This is a genomic window from uncultured Limimaricola sp., from assembly GCF_964022235.1.
GTDB lineage: Bacteria > Pseudomonadota > Alphaproteobacteria > Rhodobacterales > Rhodobacteraceae > Limimaricola.
In genome coordinates this window covers 388920-403290 of sequence record NZ_CAXHZL010000003.1, presented here as the reverse complement: position 1 = coordinate 403290, position 14371 = coordinate 388920, and the positions used below count along the sequence as shown (strand labels likewise).

The following is a 14371-nucleotide window of genomic DNA, read 5'->3' as shown; positions in this document are numbered from 1 at the left end:
CTCCATGAGCTTCACCCCCGCCCCCTGGCCCCGCAAGCTGCGTTCGCAGGAATGGTTCGGCGGCACGTCCAAGGACGCGATCTACCACCGCAGCTGGATGAAGAACCAAGGCCTGCCCGCCGATCTCTTCGACGGGCGGCCCGTGATCGGCATCTGCAACACATGGTCCGAGCTGACGCCCTGCAACGCGCATCTGCGCGATCTGGCCGAACGGGTGAAGTTCGGCGTCTACGAGGCGGGCGGCCTGCCGGTCGAGTTCCCGGTGTTCAGCCCATCGGAGTCCACCTTGCGCCCGACGGCGATGATGTATCGCAACCTCTGCGCGATGGATGTCGAAGAGGCGATCCGCGGCAAATGCATGGACGGCGTGGTGCTGCTGGCGGGCTGCGACAAGACCACGCCCGCGCTGCTGATGGGCGCGGCGAGCGTCGATCTGCCGGCGATCCTCGTCTCGGGCGGACCGATGCTCAACGGGCATTTCCGGGGCGAAAAGGTCGGCTCGGGCACGCATTTGTGGCGGTTCTCCGAGGCGGTGAAGGCGGGCGAGATGACGGCCGAGGAGTTCGTCGAGGCCGAGGCCTCGATGTCGCGCTCGCCCGGCTCGTGCAACACCATGGGCACCGCCTCGACCATGGCGTCGATGGCCGAGGCGCTCGGCATGGCGCTGTCGGGCAACGCCGCGATTCCGGCGGTGGACAGCCGCCGCCGCGTTATGGCGCACCTGACGGGGCGGCGTATCGTCGACATGGTCAAGGACGATCTGAAGCCCTCGGACATCATGACCAAGCCCGCCTTCGAGAACGCGATCCGTACCAACGCCGCGATCGGCGGCTCGACCAACGCGGTGATCCACCTGCTCGCCGTCGCGGGCCGGGTCGGCATCGACCTCACGCTCGAGGACTGGGACCGCTGCGGCCGCGACGTGCCGACGGTGGTGAACCTGATGCCATCGGGCAAGCACCTGATGGAGGAGTTCTTCTACGCTGGCGGCCTGCCGGTAGTGATCAAGCGGCTCGGTGAGGCCGGGCTGTTACACCGCGAAGCACGGACCGTATCGGGCGGCACCGTCTGGGACGAGGTGCGGGACGTCCGCAACTGGAACGAGGATGTGATCCTGCCCGTCGAGAAGGCCCTCGCAAAATCCGGCGGTATCGCGGTGCTGAAAGGCAACCTCGCGCCGCTGGGCGCGGTGCTGAAGCCCTCGGCCGCGACGCCATCGCTCATGCAGCACCGGGGCCGGGCGGTCGTGTTCGAGGACATCGACGATTACAAGGCACGCATCGATGACGAGGATCTCGACATCGACGAAAGCTGCGTGATGGTGCTCAAGAACTGTGGCCCGCGCGGCTATCCGGGCATGGCCGAGGTCGGCAACATGGGGCTGCCGCCTAAAATCCTGCGCCGCGGGATCACCGATATGGTCCGCATTTCGGACGCGCGGATGTCGGGCACGGCCTATGGCACGGTCGTGCTGCACACCTCGCCCGAAGCCGCGCGCGGCGGGCCGCTGGCGGTGGTGCGCTCGGGCGACATGATCGAGCTGGACGTGGCCGCGCGTCGCCTGCATCTCGACATCTCTGACGAGGAACTGGCGGCCCGTCTCGCGGATTGGACCCCGCACAGCCAAGCCCCGGCCTCGGGCTATGCCAGCCTCTACCACGAGCGGGTGATGGGGCCGGAGACGGGGGCCGATTTCGATTTTCTCGTCGGCTGTCGCGGCAACGCGGTCGGAAAGGAGAGCCACTGATGGCTTACGGTACCACACCCCGCAAGATCGCCCTCGTTGGCATCGGCAAGATTGCCCGCGATCAGCACGTCCCCGCGCTTGCGGCCAGCGAAGACTGGGATCTCGCCGCGACGGTAAGCCGATCCGGCTCGATTGAGGGCGTCGAGGCGCATGACGATTTCGACGCCTTCCTTGCCGCGCGCCCCGATGTCGAGGTGGTCTCGCTCTGCCTGCCACCGCAGCCGCGATTCGACTATGCGAGAAAGGCGCTTTTGGCACGGCGGCACGTGATGCTCGAAAAGCCCCCCGGCCAGACGCTGGCCGAGGTGCATGAGCTGGAGCGACTGGCGGCCCGGCAGGGCGTCACGCTCTACACAACCTGGCACAGCCGCATGGCGGCGGGCGTCGCGGCGGCCAAGTCGCGGCTGGTGGAGCGGGTGGTGCGGGACGTGCGCATCACCTGGAAGGAGGACGTGCGCAAATGGCACCCCGGTCAGGATTGGGTCTTTGCCCCCGGCGGCATGGGGGTGTTCGATCCCGGTATCAACGCGCTGTCGATCCTGACCGAGATCCTGCCCGCGCCGGTGCATCTCACCTCTGCCACGCTGGAATTCCCCGAAAACCGCGACACGCCGATTGCCGCCACGCTGGAGTTCACCGGCCATGTCAGTGCCGTGTTCGACTGGCGGCAGGAAGGCCCGCAGACATGGGACATCGAGATCGAGACCAACAAGGGGGCGATCGCCCTGCGCGACGGTGGCGCGCGGATCGAAGTCGACGGCACCGAGCAGAAGCTGCTTGACCATCCGGGCGAATACCCGTCGCTTTACGCGCGCATGGCGCAGCTGGTCGCGGCAAGGGAGAGCGAGGTCGACCTCGCCCCGATGGTGCATGTGGCCGATGCGCTGACGCTTGGGCGGCGGGTCACCGTCGCCCCGTTCGAATTCGACAAGGAGACGACATGACCGGATCCCACATCATCGCGGGCGAGACCGTCACCGGAGGCGAGAGCTTCGCCTCTTCGCCTGCCACGGGAGCGGCGCGCAACTATCCCAAGGGCACGCCCGAGCTGATCGACCGCGCGGTGCGCGCCGCTGAGGACGCCTTCGCGCGTTTTGCCGCCACCACGCGCGAGGAGCGCGCGGCGCTGCTCGAGCGGATCGCCGAGGAAATCGAGGCGCGCGGCGACGAGATCACCGCCATCGGCACCGCCGAGACAGGCTTGCCCGAGGCCCGGCTGACCGGGGAGCGGGGTCGCACCTGCGGCCAGCTGCGGCTCTTCGCGGGTCATATCCGCGACGGCGCCTATCTCGACCGGCGCCACGACACCGCGCTGCCCGATCGCGCGCCGCTGCCGCGCCCCGACCTGCGGATGATCCAGCAGCCCATCGGCCCGGTGGGCGTGTTCGGTGCCTCGAACTTCCCGCTCGCCTTTTCGGTGGCGGGGGGCGACACGGCCTCGGCGCTCGCCGCCGGTTGCCCGGTGGTGGTGAAGGGCCATCCGGGCCACCCTGGCACGAGCGCGATCGTCGCCGAGGCCATCGCGGCGGCGGTGGCGGCCCAAGGGCTGCCGGGCGGCGTGTTCTCGATGGTGCATGACGGCGGCCTCGCGGTGGGCAAGGCCTTGGTCGAGCATCCGCTGATCAAAGCGGTGGGCTTCACCGGCTCTCTCAAGGGCGGTCGCGCGCTCTTTGATCTATGCGCCGCGCGGCCCGAGCCGATCCCCTTCTTCGGCGAGTTGGGCTCAATCAACCCGGTGTTCTGCCTGCCGGGCGCGATGGAGTCCCGCGCCGAGGCGATGGGACGCGACTGGGCGGCGTCCCTGTCGATGGGCGCGGGGCAGTTCTGCACCAATCCCGGCGTGGTCTTCGTCACCGAAGGCGCGCAGGCCGAAGCGATGGTTGTCGCGGCGACCGAAGCGATGGGCGCGGGCGCGCCGCAGGTGATGCTGACCGACGGCATCGCGCGCGCCTTTCACGAAGGCGCCGAACGCATGGCCAAGGCCGCGAAAGCGAGCTTTGGTCAGGCCTGCGAGGGCCGCAACGCGACGCCGTGGCTGATCGAGACCGATCTGGCCGCATGGGAGGCGAACGAGGATCTGACCGACGAGGTGTTCGGCCCGCTCGGCGTGGTCGTGCGCGTGCCCGAAGCCTCCGACATGGTCCGTGCGGCGGCCGGCCTGCATGGCCAACTCACCGCGACGTTGCAGATGGAGGAAAGCGACACCGAACTTGCCCAAGCGCTGGTGCCGCATCTGGAGCGCAAGGCAGGGCGCATCCTCGTCAACGGTTATCCCACCGGGGTCGAGGTGGCCGAGGCCATGGTGCACGGCGGGCCGTACCCGGCCTCGACCAACTTCGGCGCGACGTCGGTCGGAACGCTGGCGATCCGGCGCTGGCTGCGCCCGGTGAGCTATCAGAACATGCCCGAGGCGCTGCTGCCCGAAGACCTGCGCTGACCTCGGCGCACGGCCTCAACGCAGGGTAAGAAAAAAGGCCCGGTCGCATCGTGCGACCGGGCCTTTTTTCGAAGTCTCGTAGGTAGTACTCAGACCATTTCCTGATCGCGTGCCATCATCGCCGCCTGGGTGCGGTTCTTGGCCCCCATCTTGCGACACAGGGTCTTGACGTGCAGCTTGACCGTCACCTCCTGAATGTCGTGGTCGAGCGCGATCTCCTTGTTGGACTTGCCTTTGGAAATGCCTTCGAGCACCTGCCGCTCGCGTGGGGTCAGATGCGACACCGCCGGATTGTCGGCCTCCTTGGCGGTCATGAAGTCGACCGGCACATAGGTTTCGCCCATCACCATGAATTTCACTGCATTGGTCATCGAGCGGGCGGACATGGTCTTGGGCAGGAACCCTGCGGCCCCGGCGGCCAGCGCCTCCTCGGCGACGCTCTTGTCGGCGCTGCCGGAGATCAGGGCAACCGGGTTGCCGCCGCTGGCCTCAAGCGCGGCGCGCAGACCCTCGAGCCCCTTCATTCCCGGCATCCGGTAATCAAGCAGCACCAGCTCGAACGGGCCGTTGCTGGTGATCTGCGTCATCGCTTCGTCGAAGCTGGCGCTTTGCGTGGCCTTCATGCCACAGTCGCGCTCGAGATAGGCGGCCATCATCTCGCGCACCAGGTCGTGGTCGTCTGCGATCAGGATACGCATGATCCGTCCTCTCGATGTCGTTTTGTTTCGCACACCGCGCGGGAGTGGTCTCAGCGCAGGTTAGTAGAACAGATAAGCTACGAAACGGGCGATTCCGAGGCCATCCTACATAATTCCGCGTCTACTCCCGCCTTATCTGGTTAATTGTCGCCACGTTCGCGCCATTCCGACACCACAAGGATTCGTAAAATGGACGGCGATCGCGCATCCTGCGCGCGTCGTAGCGGATCTGGAAAGGAACCGACATGCAGATGGTCTATGCAGGTGCCATCGTCGGGCTGACCTTCACGGGGCTGGCTCTCGTTGGGTTAAACATGCCGATGTTCTCGGGGGCGGAAACCGACGCCGCGGTGACCGAGGTGCAGCGCCCCGTGTCGGTGGGGGCGGCGACGACCGAGCCTGGCGTGCTCCGGGTCGGCCGCTCTGCCGGGAACGCGATGAAATTCGATATTCAGGACTTCGACGCTTTGCCGCAGCTGGTGTTCGAAACCAGCACGATCTGGACCGATGGAGTGTCGACCTTCTCTGGTGTGCCGGTGGCGGTCCTGCTCGAGGAGGCGGGGCTGGGGGAGAAGGTGGCGCAGCCGGAAGCGATGCTGGAGCTGGTCGCGCTCAACGATTACCGGGTCCGCATCCCCATGGGAGAGATCGGGCCGGAACTGCCGATCATCGCGACGCGGATCGACGGCAAGACCGTGCCGATCCGTGACAAGGGACCTTACTGGCTGGTCTACCCGTACGACGCAGATCCGCAGTTCCGAACCGAGGACATCTATGCACGCAGCATCTGGCAGCTTGCCCAGATGATCGTGATCGAGTGAACGGACAAGGCGGGTGAACGGTCCGGGGTCATTCCGACGCGAGCGTTGGCGAATGAATGTGCGTACCGGGCTTGGCCTGGCCGCGGCGGTCGTTCTGACGGCGGTGTTGTCGCTGGGCTGGATGCTGGGACGACAGATCCGCGAGCTTGAGAGCGCGGGCATCGACAACACGCAGTGGACCCTCGCGCAGCTCGAGCTTGAAACCGCGATCTTCGCCCGCGACGTGATCGGCGTGGCGCAGGAGGCCCAGAGCAACGCCGATCGGTTGCGGCTGCGCTTCGAGATCCTGTTGAGCCGCCTCGGGCTGGTGCGCAGCGGCAAGATCGGTCGATCTCTCGTCAACTATCCTGGCGTGCCGGAGATTCTGGCGCAAATCGACGATTACGTCGCGCGTGTCGACGCGCTCTTTGCCGGCGAGGTGGACGAGGCCGATCTGGTGCAGGTCTTTCAGGCCACGCTCGACGTGCAGCCGAGGATGCGCGAGTTGTCTCTCGACGGGCTCGACATCCTCGCCGAGGAGGCCGAGGCCTACCGCCATCAGGTGCGCCGTCAGGCCGAACTGACGGCGCTGGCGGGTGGGCTGCTTCTGATCCTGCTGGGCGCATTGCTGCGGCTGATCGACGTGCAGCGCCGCCGGGTGCTGGAGCGCGACCGGGTGCTGTCGCGCACTGCCGAGCGCCTGAACTCGGTGATCGGCTCCTCGCTCGATGCGATCGTGCTGGCCGATCATCAGGGCATCATCACCGACTTCAACCCGGCGGCCGAGGAGATCTTCGGCTGGCGCAAGGATGAGATCTTGGGCAGTTCGGTGATCGACACCATCGTGCCGGAGACGCGGCGCGAGAGTTTCGCCGAGCGCATCCGGCATTTCCTGAGCACCGGTCAGGGCGTGTTGATCGGGGCGGGGCGGGTCGAGCTTGCCGCCCGCCGTCGCGACGGCGAGGTGTTTCCCATCGAGGCCGTGCTGACCAGCGTCGAGGGTCCCAAGGGGCCGGTTTTCATCGGCTACCTGCGCGACATCACCGATCTCAAAGCCGCGCAGGCCCGGCTGATCGCCGCGCGCGACACCGCCGAGCGGGCCGACCGGGCCAAATCCCGGTTCCTGTCGGTGATGAGCCACGAGATGCGCACCCCGCTCAATGGCATCATGGGCGTGCTCGACCTGCTCGAAACCTCGCAGCTGGCACCAGAGCAACGGCGTCAGGTCGGCGTTGCGCTGGCCTCGGCCGAAATCCTGCTGCAACTGGTCAATGAATCGCTCGACATCACCCGCATCGAAACCGGCGAGGAAACGATCGAGGCCATGCCCTTCGCACCGGGGCCGATGCTGCAGCGGCTTTTGTCGGTGCTGCGCCCGCTTGCCGCCGAAAAGGACCTGCCGCTTGATTTGCACGCCGAAGATACGGATCTCGGCCTGTGGTACGAGGGCGATCCGAACCGCGTCGCGCAGGTCATCACCAACCTCATTGGCAACGCCATCAAGTTCACCGAGCATGGCGCGATCGAGGTGGCGATAAGCCTCGAGCCCGAACGCATCGAGATCGCCGTGCGCGACACCGGCATCGGCATCGCGCCCGAGGATCTGGAAAAGGTTTTCGCCGAGTTCGTGACGCGTGCCCGTCCCGAGGGCCGCCAAGGCCGCAGCGACGGGCTTGGCCTCGCCATTTCGCGCCGTTTGGCGCGGCTGATGTCAGGCGATATCACCGTGCGCAGCACGCCGGGCCAAGGCAGCACCTTTCGCCTCACGCTACCGCTGCACCGGGTACCGCCTCCGCTCGAGATGCCGCAGCCCGAGGCGATCGCCCCGGCTCCCGGCGCGCCGCGGCTGTCGGTGCTTGTGATCGAGGACAACGCCGTCAACCGCATGGTGCTGCGTGGCATGTTGCAGCAGTTCGGCCACGAGGTCACCGAGGCGCAGAACGGCGCCAAGGGGGTTGATCGATTGCGGGCGCAGCATTTCGATCTCGTCTTGATGGATTTCGAGATGCCGGTGATGGGCGGCATCGACGCGGCGCGTCTGATCCGCGACACCCTGCCTGCCGACCGACAGCCACCGATCGTCGGTCTGACCGCGCATGGATCGGCCGAGGCGCGAATTGCCGGGATCGAGGCAGGTATGAACGAGGTCTACGCCAAGCCGATCAGGCTGCCGGTGCTGCGCCGTCTGCTCGGCACGTTCGAAGCGTCAGGTACTGTCGCCGCGACCGAGACCGTGGCCTTGCCCCATTCCGAGATCGCGGCAGAGACCGCGCCATCGAGGGGGCAGGTGGAAGCGGGCCTGATCGATATCGATGATTTCGATGAGATGGTCGACATGCTCGGGACCGAACATCTGGAGCGCGCATTGCGCAGCTTCGAAGCGGAGTGGCGCGACTGCGCGCCGCGCCTGACCGGGGAAGCCCCGTCCGAGGAGGGGATGGTTGCTCTCGCGCACAAGCTGCGCGGCGGGGCGGCGATGCTCGGCCTTGTCGGGCCGGTCGATACGCTGGGCAAGATGGAGCAATGCGCCCCACTGGTGTTCTCGCAAGACGAGGTGGCGGCACTGGGTATCCAGATTGAACGCTCTCTCGCCGCCGCGCGGCACCGCCTAGACATGCTGGAGCCGAGCGGGGCAGAGATCTGAACTCTGCCCGCCCGGACCCCTGCCGATCAGGTCAGCCCTGAATACGCGCCGCCATCAGCGCGATGGCCTTCTGATAGACGCCCGCCGCGTTCCATTCCTGGATCACCGCAAAGTTGGGCTGCCCTTCCTGATAGCCCGCACCTGGCTGCCAGCCCTTTTGACGCAGATAGTTGGCGGTCGAGGCCATGGCGTCCGTCAGGTTGGTCAGATCGACCCGGCCATTGCCATCGCCATCCACGCCGTAGCGCAGGATGTTGCCCGGCAGGAACTGAGTGTGGCCAAGCTCGCCATGCATGGCACCGGTCGAACCGGGCGACACCCCTCCGCGATCCACAAGCATCAACGCGGCCAGCGCGTGCTGCGAGAAGAATTCGGACCGGCGGCAGTCATAGGCCAGCGTCGAGATCGCCGAGAGCACGTTGGAATCGCCCATGAAGCCGCCAAAGCCGGTCTCCATGCCATGGATCGCGATCAGCACGCCCGCAGGCACGCCGTACTGGCTTTCGAGGCCCTGCCAGAAACCGGGGTTGGCGGCGAGCTTCTTGCGGCCCTGTGCCACGATGGTATCGGCGCCGCGCACCTGCAGGAACTTCTCGAGCGAGTAGTTGAAGCTCTTTTGATTGCGGTCGGCATTGATGGTGCGCTGGGCATAGCTGGTTTGGGCCAGCGCGTTCAGCCCGGCCTGGCCCACGCCTTGGGCCGCGGCTTCTGCGGCAAAATCCTGTTTCCAGCGCTCAAAGCCGGAGGCGTCGTTGCCGCAGGTCGCGGCGGCGGCGGAGCTTGCGCCGAGACCGAGCGCGAGGAGGGTAGAAAGCACGTGTCGCAATGGATAACTCCCGTGACATGGATGGCGGCCATCGGACGGGGCCGCTTTGTCGATAAAACTAGCACGGGCCCGTGCAGCGACAACGCCGATGGTAGGAGGGATCATGCGTGCCAGTCTCGCAGGGGCGGTGCTTGCCCTGATGCTCATCGCGGCCTTTCTTGCCGGGCGTCACTACTCCGCGCCTCAGGCCGTGCCCCCGACCGCGCCCCGGACTGCGACTCAGACCCCATTTCCACCCGACCCGCTCGACATTTCATCGGCCGAAAGCCGTACCATCGCCGTGTTTCAGGCCGCCCGCGATAGCGTCGTGGCCATCACCACATCGGCGCGGTTCGTCGATCCCTTCACCCGTCGCACGGGCGAGACGCCGCTGGGCTCGGGCTCGGGGTTCTTGTGGGACGACGCGGGCCATGTCGTCACCAACGATCACGTGATCCGCGAGGCAAGCCGCGCCACGGTGCAGCTTGCCGACGGTCGGTCGCTGCCCGCCCGCGTGGTGGGCCGCGACCCGGGCCATGATCTTGCGGTGTTGCGCATCGAAGGACGCGATCTGCCCGCCCCGCTGCAGCGCCCCGGTGCGGGCGAGGGGGCGCTGCAAGTCGGGCAATCTGTGCTGGCGATCGGCAACCCCTTTGGCTTGGACTGGACACTGACCACCGGGATCGTCTCGGCGCTCGAGCGCGACCTGCCGGGCACGGCAGGGCGGACGATCCGCGGCCTGATCCAGACGGATGCCGCGATCAACCCGGGCAACTCCGGCGGCCCGCTGCTCGATGCGCGCGGACGGTTGGTCGGGATGAACACAGCGATTTATTCGCCTTCTGGGGCAAGCGCGGGGATCGGTTTCGCGGTGCCGGTAGCCGTGGCGGCAAGGGTGGTGCCGCAGCTCATCGAGACCGGGCGCTACGCCCCGCCAAGCCTGGGGCTGGGCTTCGACGCGCGGATCAACGCCGCCGTGAACCGGCAGGGTCTGGCGGGGGTCTTGGTGCTGGAGGTCGCGCCGGGATCGCAGGCCGAAGCCGCCGGGATCGTCCCGGCGCGGCTGTCGCGCGGCACCTTGCTGCCGGGCGACGTGATCGTCGCGCTCGATGGTGCAGCGGTGCAGGGTCTCGACGATCTGCTGGCGCTCCTGGATCGCCACCGTGCAGGCGAAGAGGTCACGCTCACGCTCGAGCGCGACGGCGTGCGCCGCGAAGTGGCCCTGAGACTGCGCCCCGGTCGGTGATCGCGTCAGTGGTTCTATCGTGGTCGGCCCCGGATGCCGCCCAGCGCCGCCGCGAACAGTCCGGCCAGCGCCAAGGTGCCCAGCACCAGATCCGTGATTTCCGCCGGGGCGGCCCCGGCAAGTCTTGGCACCGACTGCTGCAAAGCTTGGGCGCGAAGATGGCGGCATCGGTGCCGGGCACGAGCAAGAGCGCCCAGACACTGATGCCGTTCAGCGCCGCGGTGCGGCGGCGCAGTGACCCCGACAGGGTGGCGGCGATCTACCCCGCCCCGATCAGCGCCGGCAGCGCATGCCATGGGTCGCCCGGGGCGGGCAAGACACGGGCCAAACCACACCAGAGCAGCACCAGCGGCACCATCAGCGCTAGGCCGATCGACCTGCCAGTCAGCACTGCGTGCCTGTGCCGCGGCTCACACTAGCGCAACCCCTGTCGGTCCGATCCAGCCCTTTTTGGCGGGAGCCGTCGATTTTTCGCTCTACGCGCCTCGCGTGCCTGCAAAACGCGCCTGCCAGTCCTCGCGCTCCTCGTCGGTGATCTTGCGGAAGGTCACCTCGGGCACCGCAAAGCCATGGCCCGCGGGCAGGGTCGACAGCGCCTGCGCCACGTCACCGGGCCAAGCGTCGTCCTCGGTCTTCATCGCTTCCAGCAGCTGTGCGCTGGCGTCGGGGATGAAGGGCGAGGACAGCACCGCGTAGAGCCGGATCAGGTTGAGCGCGAGGCGGATCTGCATCGCCGCCGCCTCGGGGTCGGTCTTGAAGCTGGCCCACGGGGCCGCGTCCTGCAGGTACTCGTTTCCCGCGACCCAGATCGCGCGCAGCTCGCCCGCCGACTTGCGCACCTCCATCGCGTCCATGTGGCCCTCGTAGGCGCGCACCCGTCGTTCGAGGTCGGCGATGAGCTTGTCCTCGCGCTCACCGTAGGTGGCGCCCGCCGGCACCTCCTCGCCGAACTTGGAGCGGCAGAACTTGGTGACGCGGCTGACGAAGTTGCCGAGCACGTCGGCGAGGTCCTTGTTCACCGACTGCTGGAAATTCTCCCAAGTGAACTCGGAATCCGAGCTTTCGGGCGCATGGCTCAGAAGCCACCAGCGCCAGTAATCCGAAGGCAGCACCTCGAGCGCCTGATCCATGAAGACGCCGCGACCGCGCGAGGTCGAGAACTGGCCGCCGTCATAGTTCAGGTAGTTGAACGACTTGATATAATCGACGAGCTTCCACGGCTCGCCCGACCCGAGGATGGTGGCCGGGAAGGACAGGGTGTGGAACGGCACGTTGTCCTTGCCCATGAACTGCGTGTAGCGCACGTCGTCGGCGCCGCGGTCGGTGCGCCACCAGCGCTCCCAGTCGTCGCCCTTGCCCGCATCGACCCATTCCTGCGCGCAGGCGATGTATTCGATCGGCGCGTCGAACCAGACATAGAAGACCTTGCCCTCCATGCCGAGCCAGTCGGCCTCGCCCTTCTTGACCGGAATGCCCCAGTCGAGGTCGCGGGTGATGCCACGGTCCTGAAGCCCGTCGCCGTCGTTGAGCCACTTCTTGGCGATCGAGGTGGTCAGGATCGGCCAGTCGTGTTTGGAGTCGATCCACTCCTGCAACTGGCCGCGCATGCCGCTTTGCTTGAGGTAGAGATGCTTGGTCTCGCGCGGCTCGAGGTCCGTTGAGCCAGAGATCACCGAGCGTGGGTTGATGAGATCCACCGGATCGAGCTGCTTGGTGCAATTGTCGCACTGGTCGCCGCGCGCGCTCTCGAAGCCGCAGTTGGGGCAGGTGCCCTCGATGTAGCGGTCGGGCAGGTAGCGGCCGTCGGCCTTCGAGTAGATCTGCGTCTCGACCCGCTCCTCGATCAGCCCCGCCTCGTCGAGCCGTGCGGCGAAGTGTTGCGTCAGCTTGTGGTTCTGTGCGCTGGACGAGCGGCCGAAGTGGTCGAAGGACAGCCGGAAGCCGCGGGCAATCTCGGCCTGCGTCTCGTGCATCTCGGCGCAATATTCGGCCACCGGTTTTCCCGCCTTGGCAGCGGCAAGCTCGGCGGGGGTGCCATGCTCGTCGGTGGCGCAGAGAAACAGCACCTCATGGCCGCGACCTCGCTGGTAGCGCGCGAAGAGGTCGGCGGGAAGCTGGCTGCCGACCAGGTTGCCCAGATGCTTGATCCCGTTGATGTAGGGGATGGCCGAGGTGATGAGATGCCGTGCCATGCTGCTGGTGTCCTTCGCTGATGCGCGCCCCGTGTAGCGCCGCGCGCGGCCAAGGGCCAGAGCGCTGCGGACAGGGTCTCATGGCGCGGCTATATACAAATACGCATTTTGGAATACGATGCCTCGGACATTCATGATCGGGGAGAACATGATGAAGCCGCTGATACTCGCGCTGGCGCTCGCCGCCGCACCTTTCGCCGCTTTGGCCGAGGGCGAAACCCACCGCGTGGCGATCCACGTGGACGAAAACGACCCGCAGGTGATGAACATGGCGCTCAACAACGCCAGCAACGTCGCGAGCTACTATGCGGAGCAGGGCGACGAGGTGGTGATCGAGATCGTCACCTACGGGCCGGGGCTCAACATGCTGAGCGTCGAGAACAGCCCCGTGGCCGACCGCATCGCGCAGATGTCGCTGGAGATGCCGCAGCTGAGCTTTGCGGCCTGCGGCAACACGCTCGACGCGATGGAGGCCAAGGCTGGGCATGATGTGCCGCTTCTGGAGGAGGCCAAGGTCGTGCCCTCGGGCGTGGTGCGTCTGATCGAATTGCAGGAAGAGGGCTACGCCTACGTGCGCCCCTGAGCCTACCGGCGGGCGGCTCTTTCGATCGCCCGCCTTGTTCGGACCCGGTCCCTGCGCTAGCTCTCGCCTTCGCAACAGGAGGCGAGAGCTATGAAGAAGATCCCCCTTGGCCGCAGCGGCCTCGAGGTCAGCGAATGGTGCCTTGGCACGATGACCTATGGCAGCCAGACGCCCGAGGACGACGCGCATCGTCAGCTCGACATGGCGCTCGACGCCGGGATCGATTTCCTCGACGCCGCCGAAATGTATCCGGTTAACCCGGTCAAGGCCGAGACCGTGGGTCGCACTGAGGAGTTCATCGGCAACTGGATCGAAAAGTCCGGCAAGCGCGACGCCTACAAGATCGCCACCAAGGCCGCCGGTCCCAACCCCGGCTGGGCACGCGACGGCAAGGGCTATGACGGCGGCAATATCCGCGAGATCGTCGAAGGCTCGCTCACGCGGCTCAAGACCGATGTGATCGACCTCTACCAGCTGCACTGGCCCGAGCGCGGCTCGTATCACTTCCGCCAGTACTGGAGCTTCGATCCTTCGGGTCAGGACCCCGAGCGCACCCGCGACCACATGGACGGCGTGTTGGCTACGCTCAAGGATCTGGTGGCCGAGGGCAAGATCCGCGCCTTTGGCCTGTCGAACGAAAGCGCTTGGGGCACCACGCGTTGGATCGACCGCGCCGAGGCCATGGGCGGCCCGCGCGTCGCCTCGATCCAAAACGAATACTCCTTGCTGTCGCGGCTCTACGACACCGACATGGCTGAGATGGCGGTGAACGAGGACGTGCTGCTGCTGTCTTACTCGCCGCTTGCCTGCGGCTACCTCACCGGCAAGTATCAGAACGGCATCCCCGAGGGGTCGCGCCTTGCGATCAATGGCGATCTGGGCGGGCGCAAGACCGACCGGGTTATCGCAGCGACGCAGGCCTATCTCGACATCGCCGAGCGCCACGGCCTCGACCCGGTGCACATGGCGCTGGCATGGCACCGCACCCGGCCTTTCGCGGTCTGCCCGATCTTCGGCGCGACCAACGTGAACCAGCTCGAGCGCATCCTCGCGGGGCGCGCGGTGGTGGTGTCGGACGAGGTGGTGGCCGAGATCGACGCCGCGCATAAGCAGCACCCGATGCCCTATTGAGCCCATAACGGGGCCCGTGCAAGGCTCGGGCTCCGACCTCCGCCCGACCCGCCCTGCGGGTTCGGCGGACCCCGCGCGCCATCAGGAG

Annotated in this window: 11 protein-coding genes; 8 read left to right on the top strand and 3 right to left on the bottom strand. The window is 66.8% G+C overall.

What is annotated here, in order from left to right; genetic code table 11:
- Positions 1 to 4: 4 nt before the first annotated feature.
- From araD to AADJ02_RS06585, 3 genes are read left to right on the top strand one after another with little or no spacing between them, the layout of a single operon-like run.
- Complete coding sequence (gene araD / locus AADJ02_RS06595) at positions 5 to 1747, top strand: L-arabinonate dehydratase (RefSeq protein WP_341212197.1); 1743 nt, start codon at positions 5 to 7, stop codon at positions 1745 to 1747.
- Positions 1747 to 2691, top strand: coding sequence for a Gfo/Idh/MocA family oxidoreductase (locus AADJ02_RS06590; RefSeq protein WP_341212196.1), 945 nt, complete (start codon positions 1747 to 1749; stop codon positions 2689 to 2691). The genes araD and AADJ02_RS06590 overlap by 1 nt, the downstream gene beginning before the upstream one ends.
- A complete protein-coding gene (locus AADJ02_RS06585; protein WP_341212195.1) occupies positions 2688 to 4184 on the top strand; it encodes an aldehyde dehydrogenase (NADP(+)) in 1497 nt (498 codons plus the stop codon). The genes AADJ02_RS06590 and AADJ02_RS06585 overlap by 4 nt, the downstream gene beginning before the upstream one ends.
- A gap of 89 nt (positions 4185 to 4273) precedes the next feature.
- Here AADJ02_RS06585 and AADJ02_RS06580 read toward each other — a convergent pair whose 3' ends face one another.
- Complete coding sequence (locus tag AADJ02_RS06580) at positions 4274 to 4882, bottom strand: response regulator transcription factor (protein WP_341212194.1); 609 nt, start codon at positions 4880 to 4882, stop codon at positions 4274 to 4276.
- A gap of 245 nt (positions 4883 to 5127) precedes the next feature.
- Here AADJ02_RS06580 and AADJ02_RS06575 point away from each other — a divergent pair, with 245 nt between their 5' ends.
- Together AADJ02_RS06575 and AADJ02_RS06570 are read left to right on the top strand one after the other, a co-directional pair.
- Positions 5128 to 5703, top strand: coding sequence for an oxidoreductase (locus AADJ02_RS06575; RefSeq protein WP_341212193.1), 576 nt, complete (start codon positions 5128 to 5130; stop codon positions 5701 to 5703).
- Positions 5704 to 5755: 52 nt separating this feature from the next.
- Positions 5756 to 8326 (top strand): ATP-binding protein, encoded by a 2571-nt coding sequence (locus AADJ02_RS06570; RefSeq protein ID WP_341212192.1) that lies wholly within the window; start codon positions 5756 to 5758, stop codon positions 8324 to 8326.
- A gap of 31 nt (positions 8327 to 8357) precedes the next feature.
- On the opposite strand, the gene AADJ02_RS06565 is transcribed toward AADJ02_RS06570, so the two are convergent.
- Entirely contained in the window at positions 8358 to 9152 is a 795-nt protein-coding gene (locus AADJ02_RS06565; protein ID WP_341212191.1) for a lytic murein transglycosylase, read from the bottom strand.
- Positions 9153 to 9255: 103 nt separating this feature from the next.
- Here AADJ02_RS06565 and AADJ02_RS06560 point away from each other — a divergent pair, with 103 nt between their 5' ends.
- Complete coding sequence (locus AADJ02_RS06560; RefSeq protein ID WP_341212190.1) at positions 9256 to 10377, top strand: trypsin-like peptidase domain-containing protein; 1122 nt, start codon at positions 9256 to 9258, stop codon at positions 10375 to 10377.
- 476 nt (positions 10378 to 10853) lie between these two features.
- Here AADJ02_RS06560 and metG read toward each other — a convergent pair whose 3' ends face one another.
- Positions 10854 to 12569 carry a methionine--tRNA ligase gene (gene metG, locus AADJ02_RS06555; protein WP_341212189.1) on the bottom strand — a complete coding sequence of 572 codons (1716 nt, stop codon included), beginning with the start codon at positions 12567 to 12569 and terminating at the stop codon, positions 10854 to 10856.
- Between the two features lie 151 nt (positions 12570 to 12720).
- On the opposite strand from metG, the gene AADJ02_RS06550 reads away from it, so the two are divergent.
- Both AADJ02_RS06550 and AADJ02_RS06545 read left to right on the top strand, forming a co-directional pair.
- Complete coding sequence (locus AADJ02_RS06550) at positions 12721 to 13152, top strand: DsrE family protein (protein WP_341212188.1); 432 nt, start codon at positions 12721 to 12723, stop codon at positions 13150 to 13152.
- A 90-nt stretch (positions 13153 to 13242) separates the two neighbouring features.
- Positions 13243 to 14283 (top strand): aldo/keto reductase, encoded by a 1041-nt coding sequence (locus tag AADJ02_RS06545; protein ID WP_341212187.1) that lies wholly within the window; start codon positions 13243 to 13245, stop codon positions 14281 to 14283.
- Positions 14284 to 14371: the final 88 nt, after the last annotated feature.

Bases quoted from the DNA above. Each gene is read 5' to 3' on its own strand.
- araD (WP_341212197.1), top strand. From the start codon at position 5: ATGAGCTTCACCCCCGCCCCCTGGCCCCGCAAGCTGCGTTCGCAGGAA.
- AADJ02_RS06590 (WP_341212196.1), top strand. From the start codon at position 1,747: ATGGCTTACGGTACCACACCCCGCAAGATCGCCCTCGTTGGCATCGGC.
- AADJ02_RS06585 (WP_341212195.1), top strand. From the start codon at position 2,688: ATGACCGGATCCCACATCATCGCGGGCGAGACCGTCACCGGAGGCGAG.
- AADJ02_RS06580 (WP_341212194.1), bottom strand. From the start codon at position 4,882: ATGCGTATCCTGATCGCAGACGACCACGACCTGGTGCGCGAGATGATG.
- AADJ02_RS06575 (WP_341212193.1), top strand. From the start codon at position 5,128: ATGCAGATGGTCTATGCAGGTGCCATCGTCGGGCTGACCTTCACGGGG.
- AADJ02_RS06570 (WP_341212192.1), top strand. From the start codon at position 5,756: ATGAATGTGCGTACCGGGCTTGGCCTGGCCGCGGCGGTCGTTCTGACG.
- AADJ02_RS06560 (WP_341212190.1), top strand. From the start codon at position 9,256: ATGCGTGCCAGTCTCGCAGGGGCGGTGCTTGCCCTGATGCTCATCGCG.
- metG (WP_341212189.1), bottom strand. From the start codon at position 12,569: ATGGCACGGCATCTCATCACCTCGGCCATCCCCTACATCAACGGGATC.
- AADJ02_RS06550 (WP_341212188.1), top strand. From the start codon at position 12,721: ATGAAGCCGCTGATACTCGCGCTGGCGCTCGCCGCCGCACCTTTCGCC.
- AADJ02_RS06545 (WP_341212187.1), top strand. From the start codon at position 13,243: ATGAAGAAGATCCCCCTTGGCCGCAGCGGCCTCGAGGTCAGCGAATGG.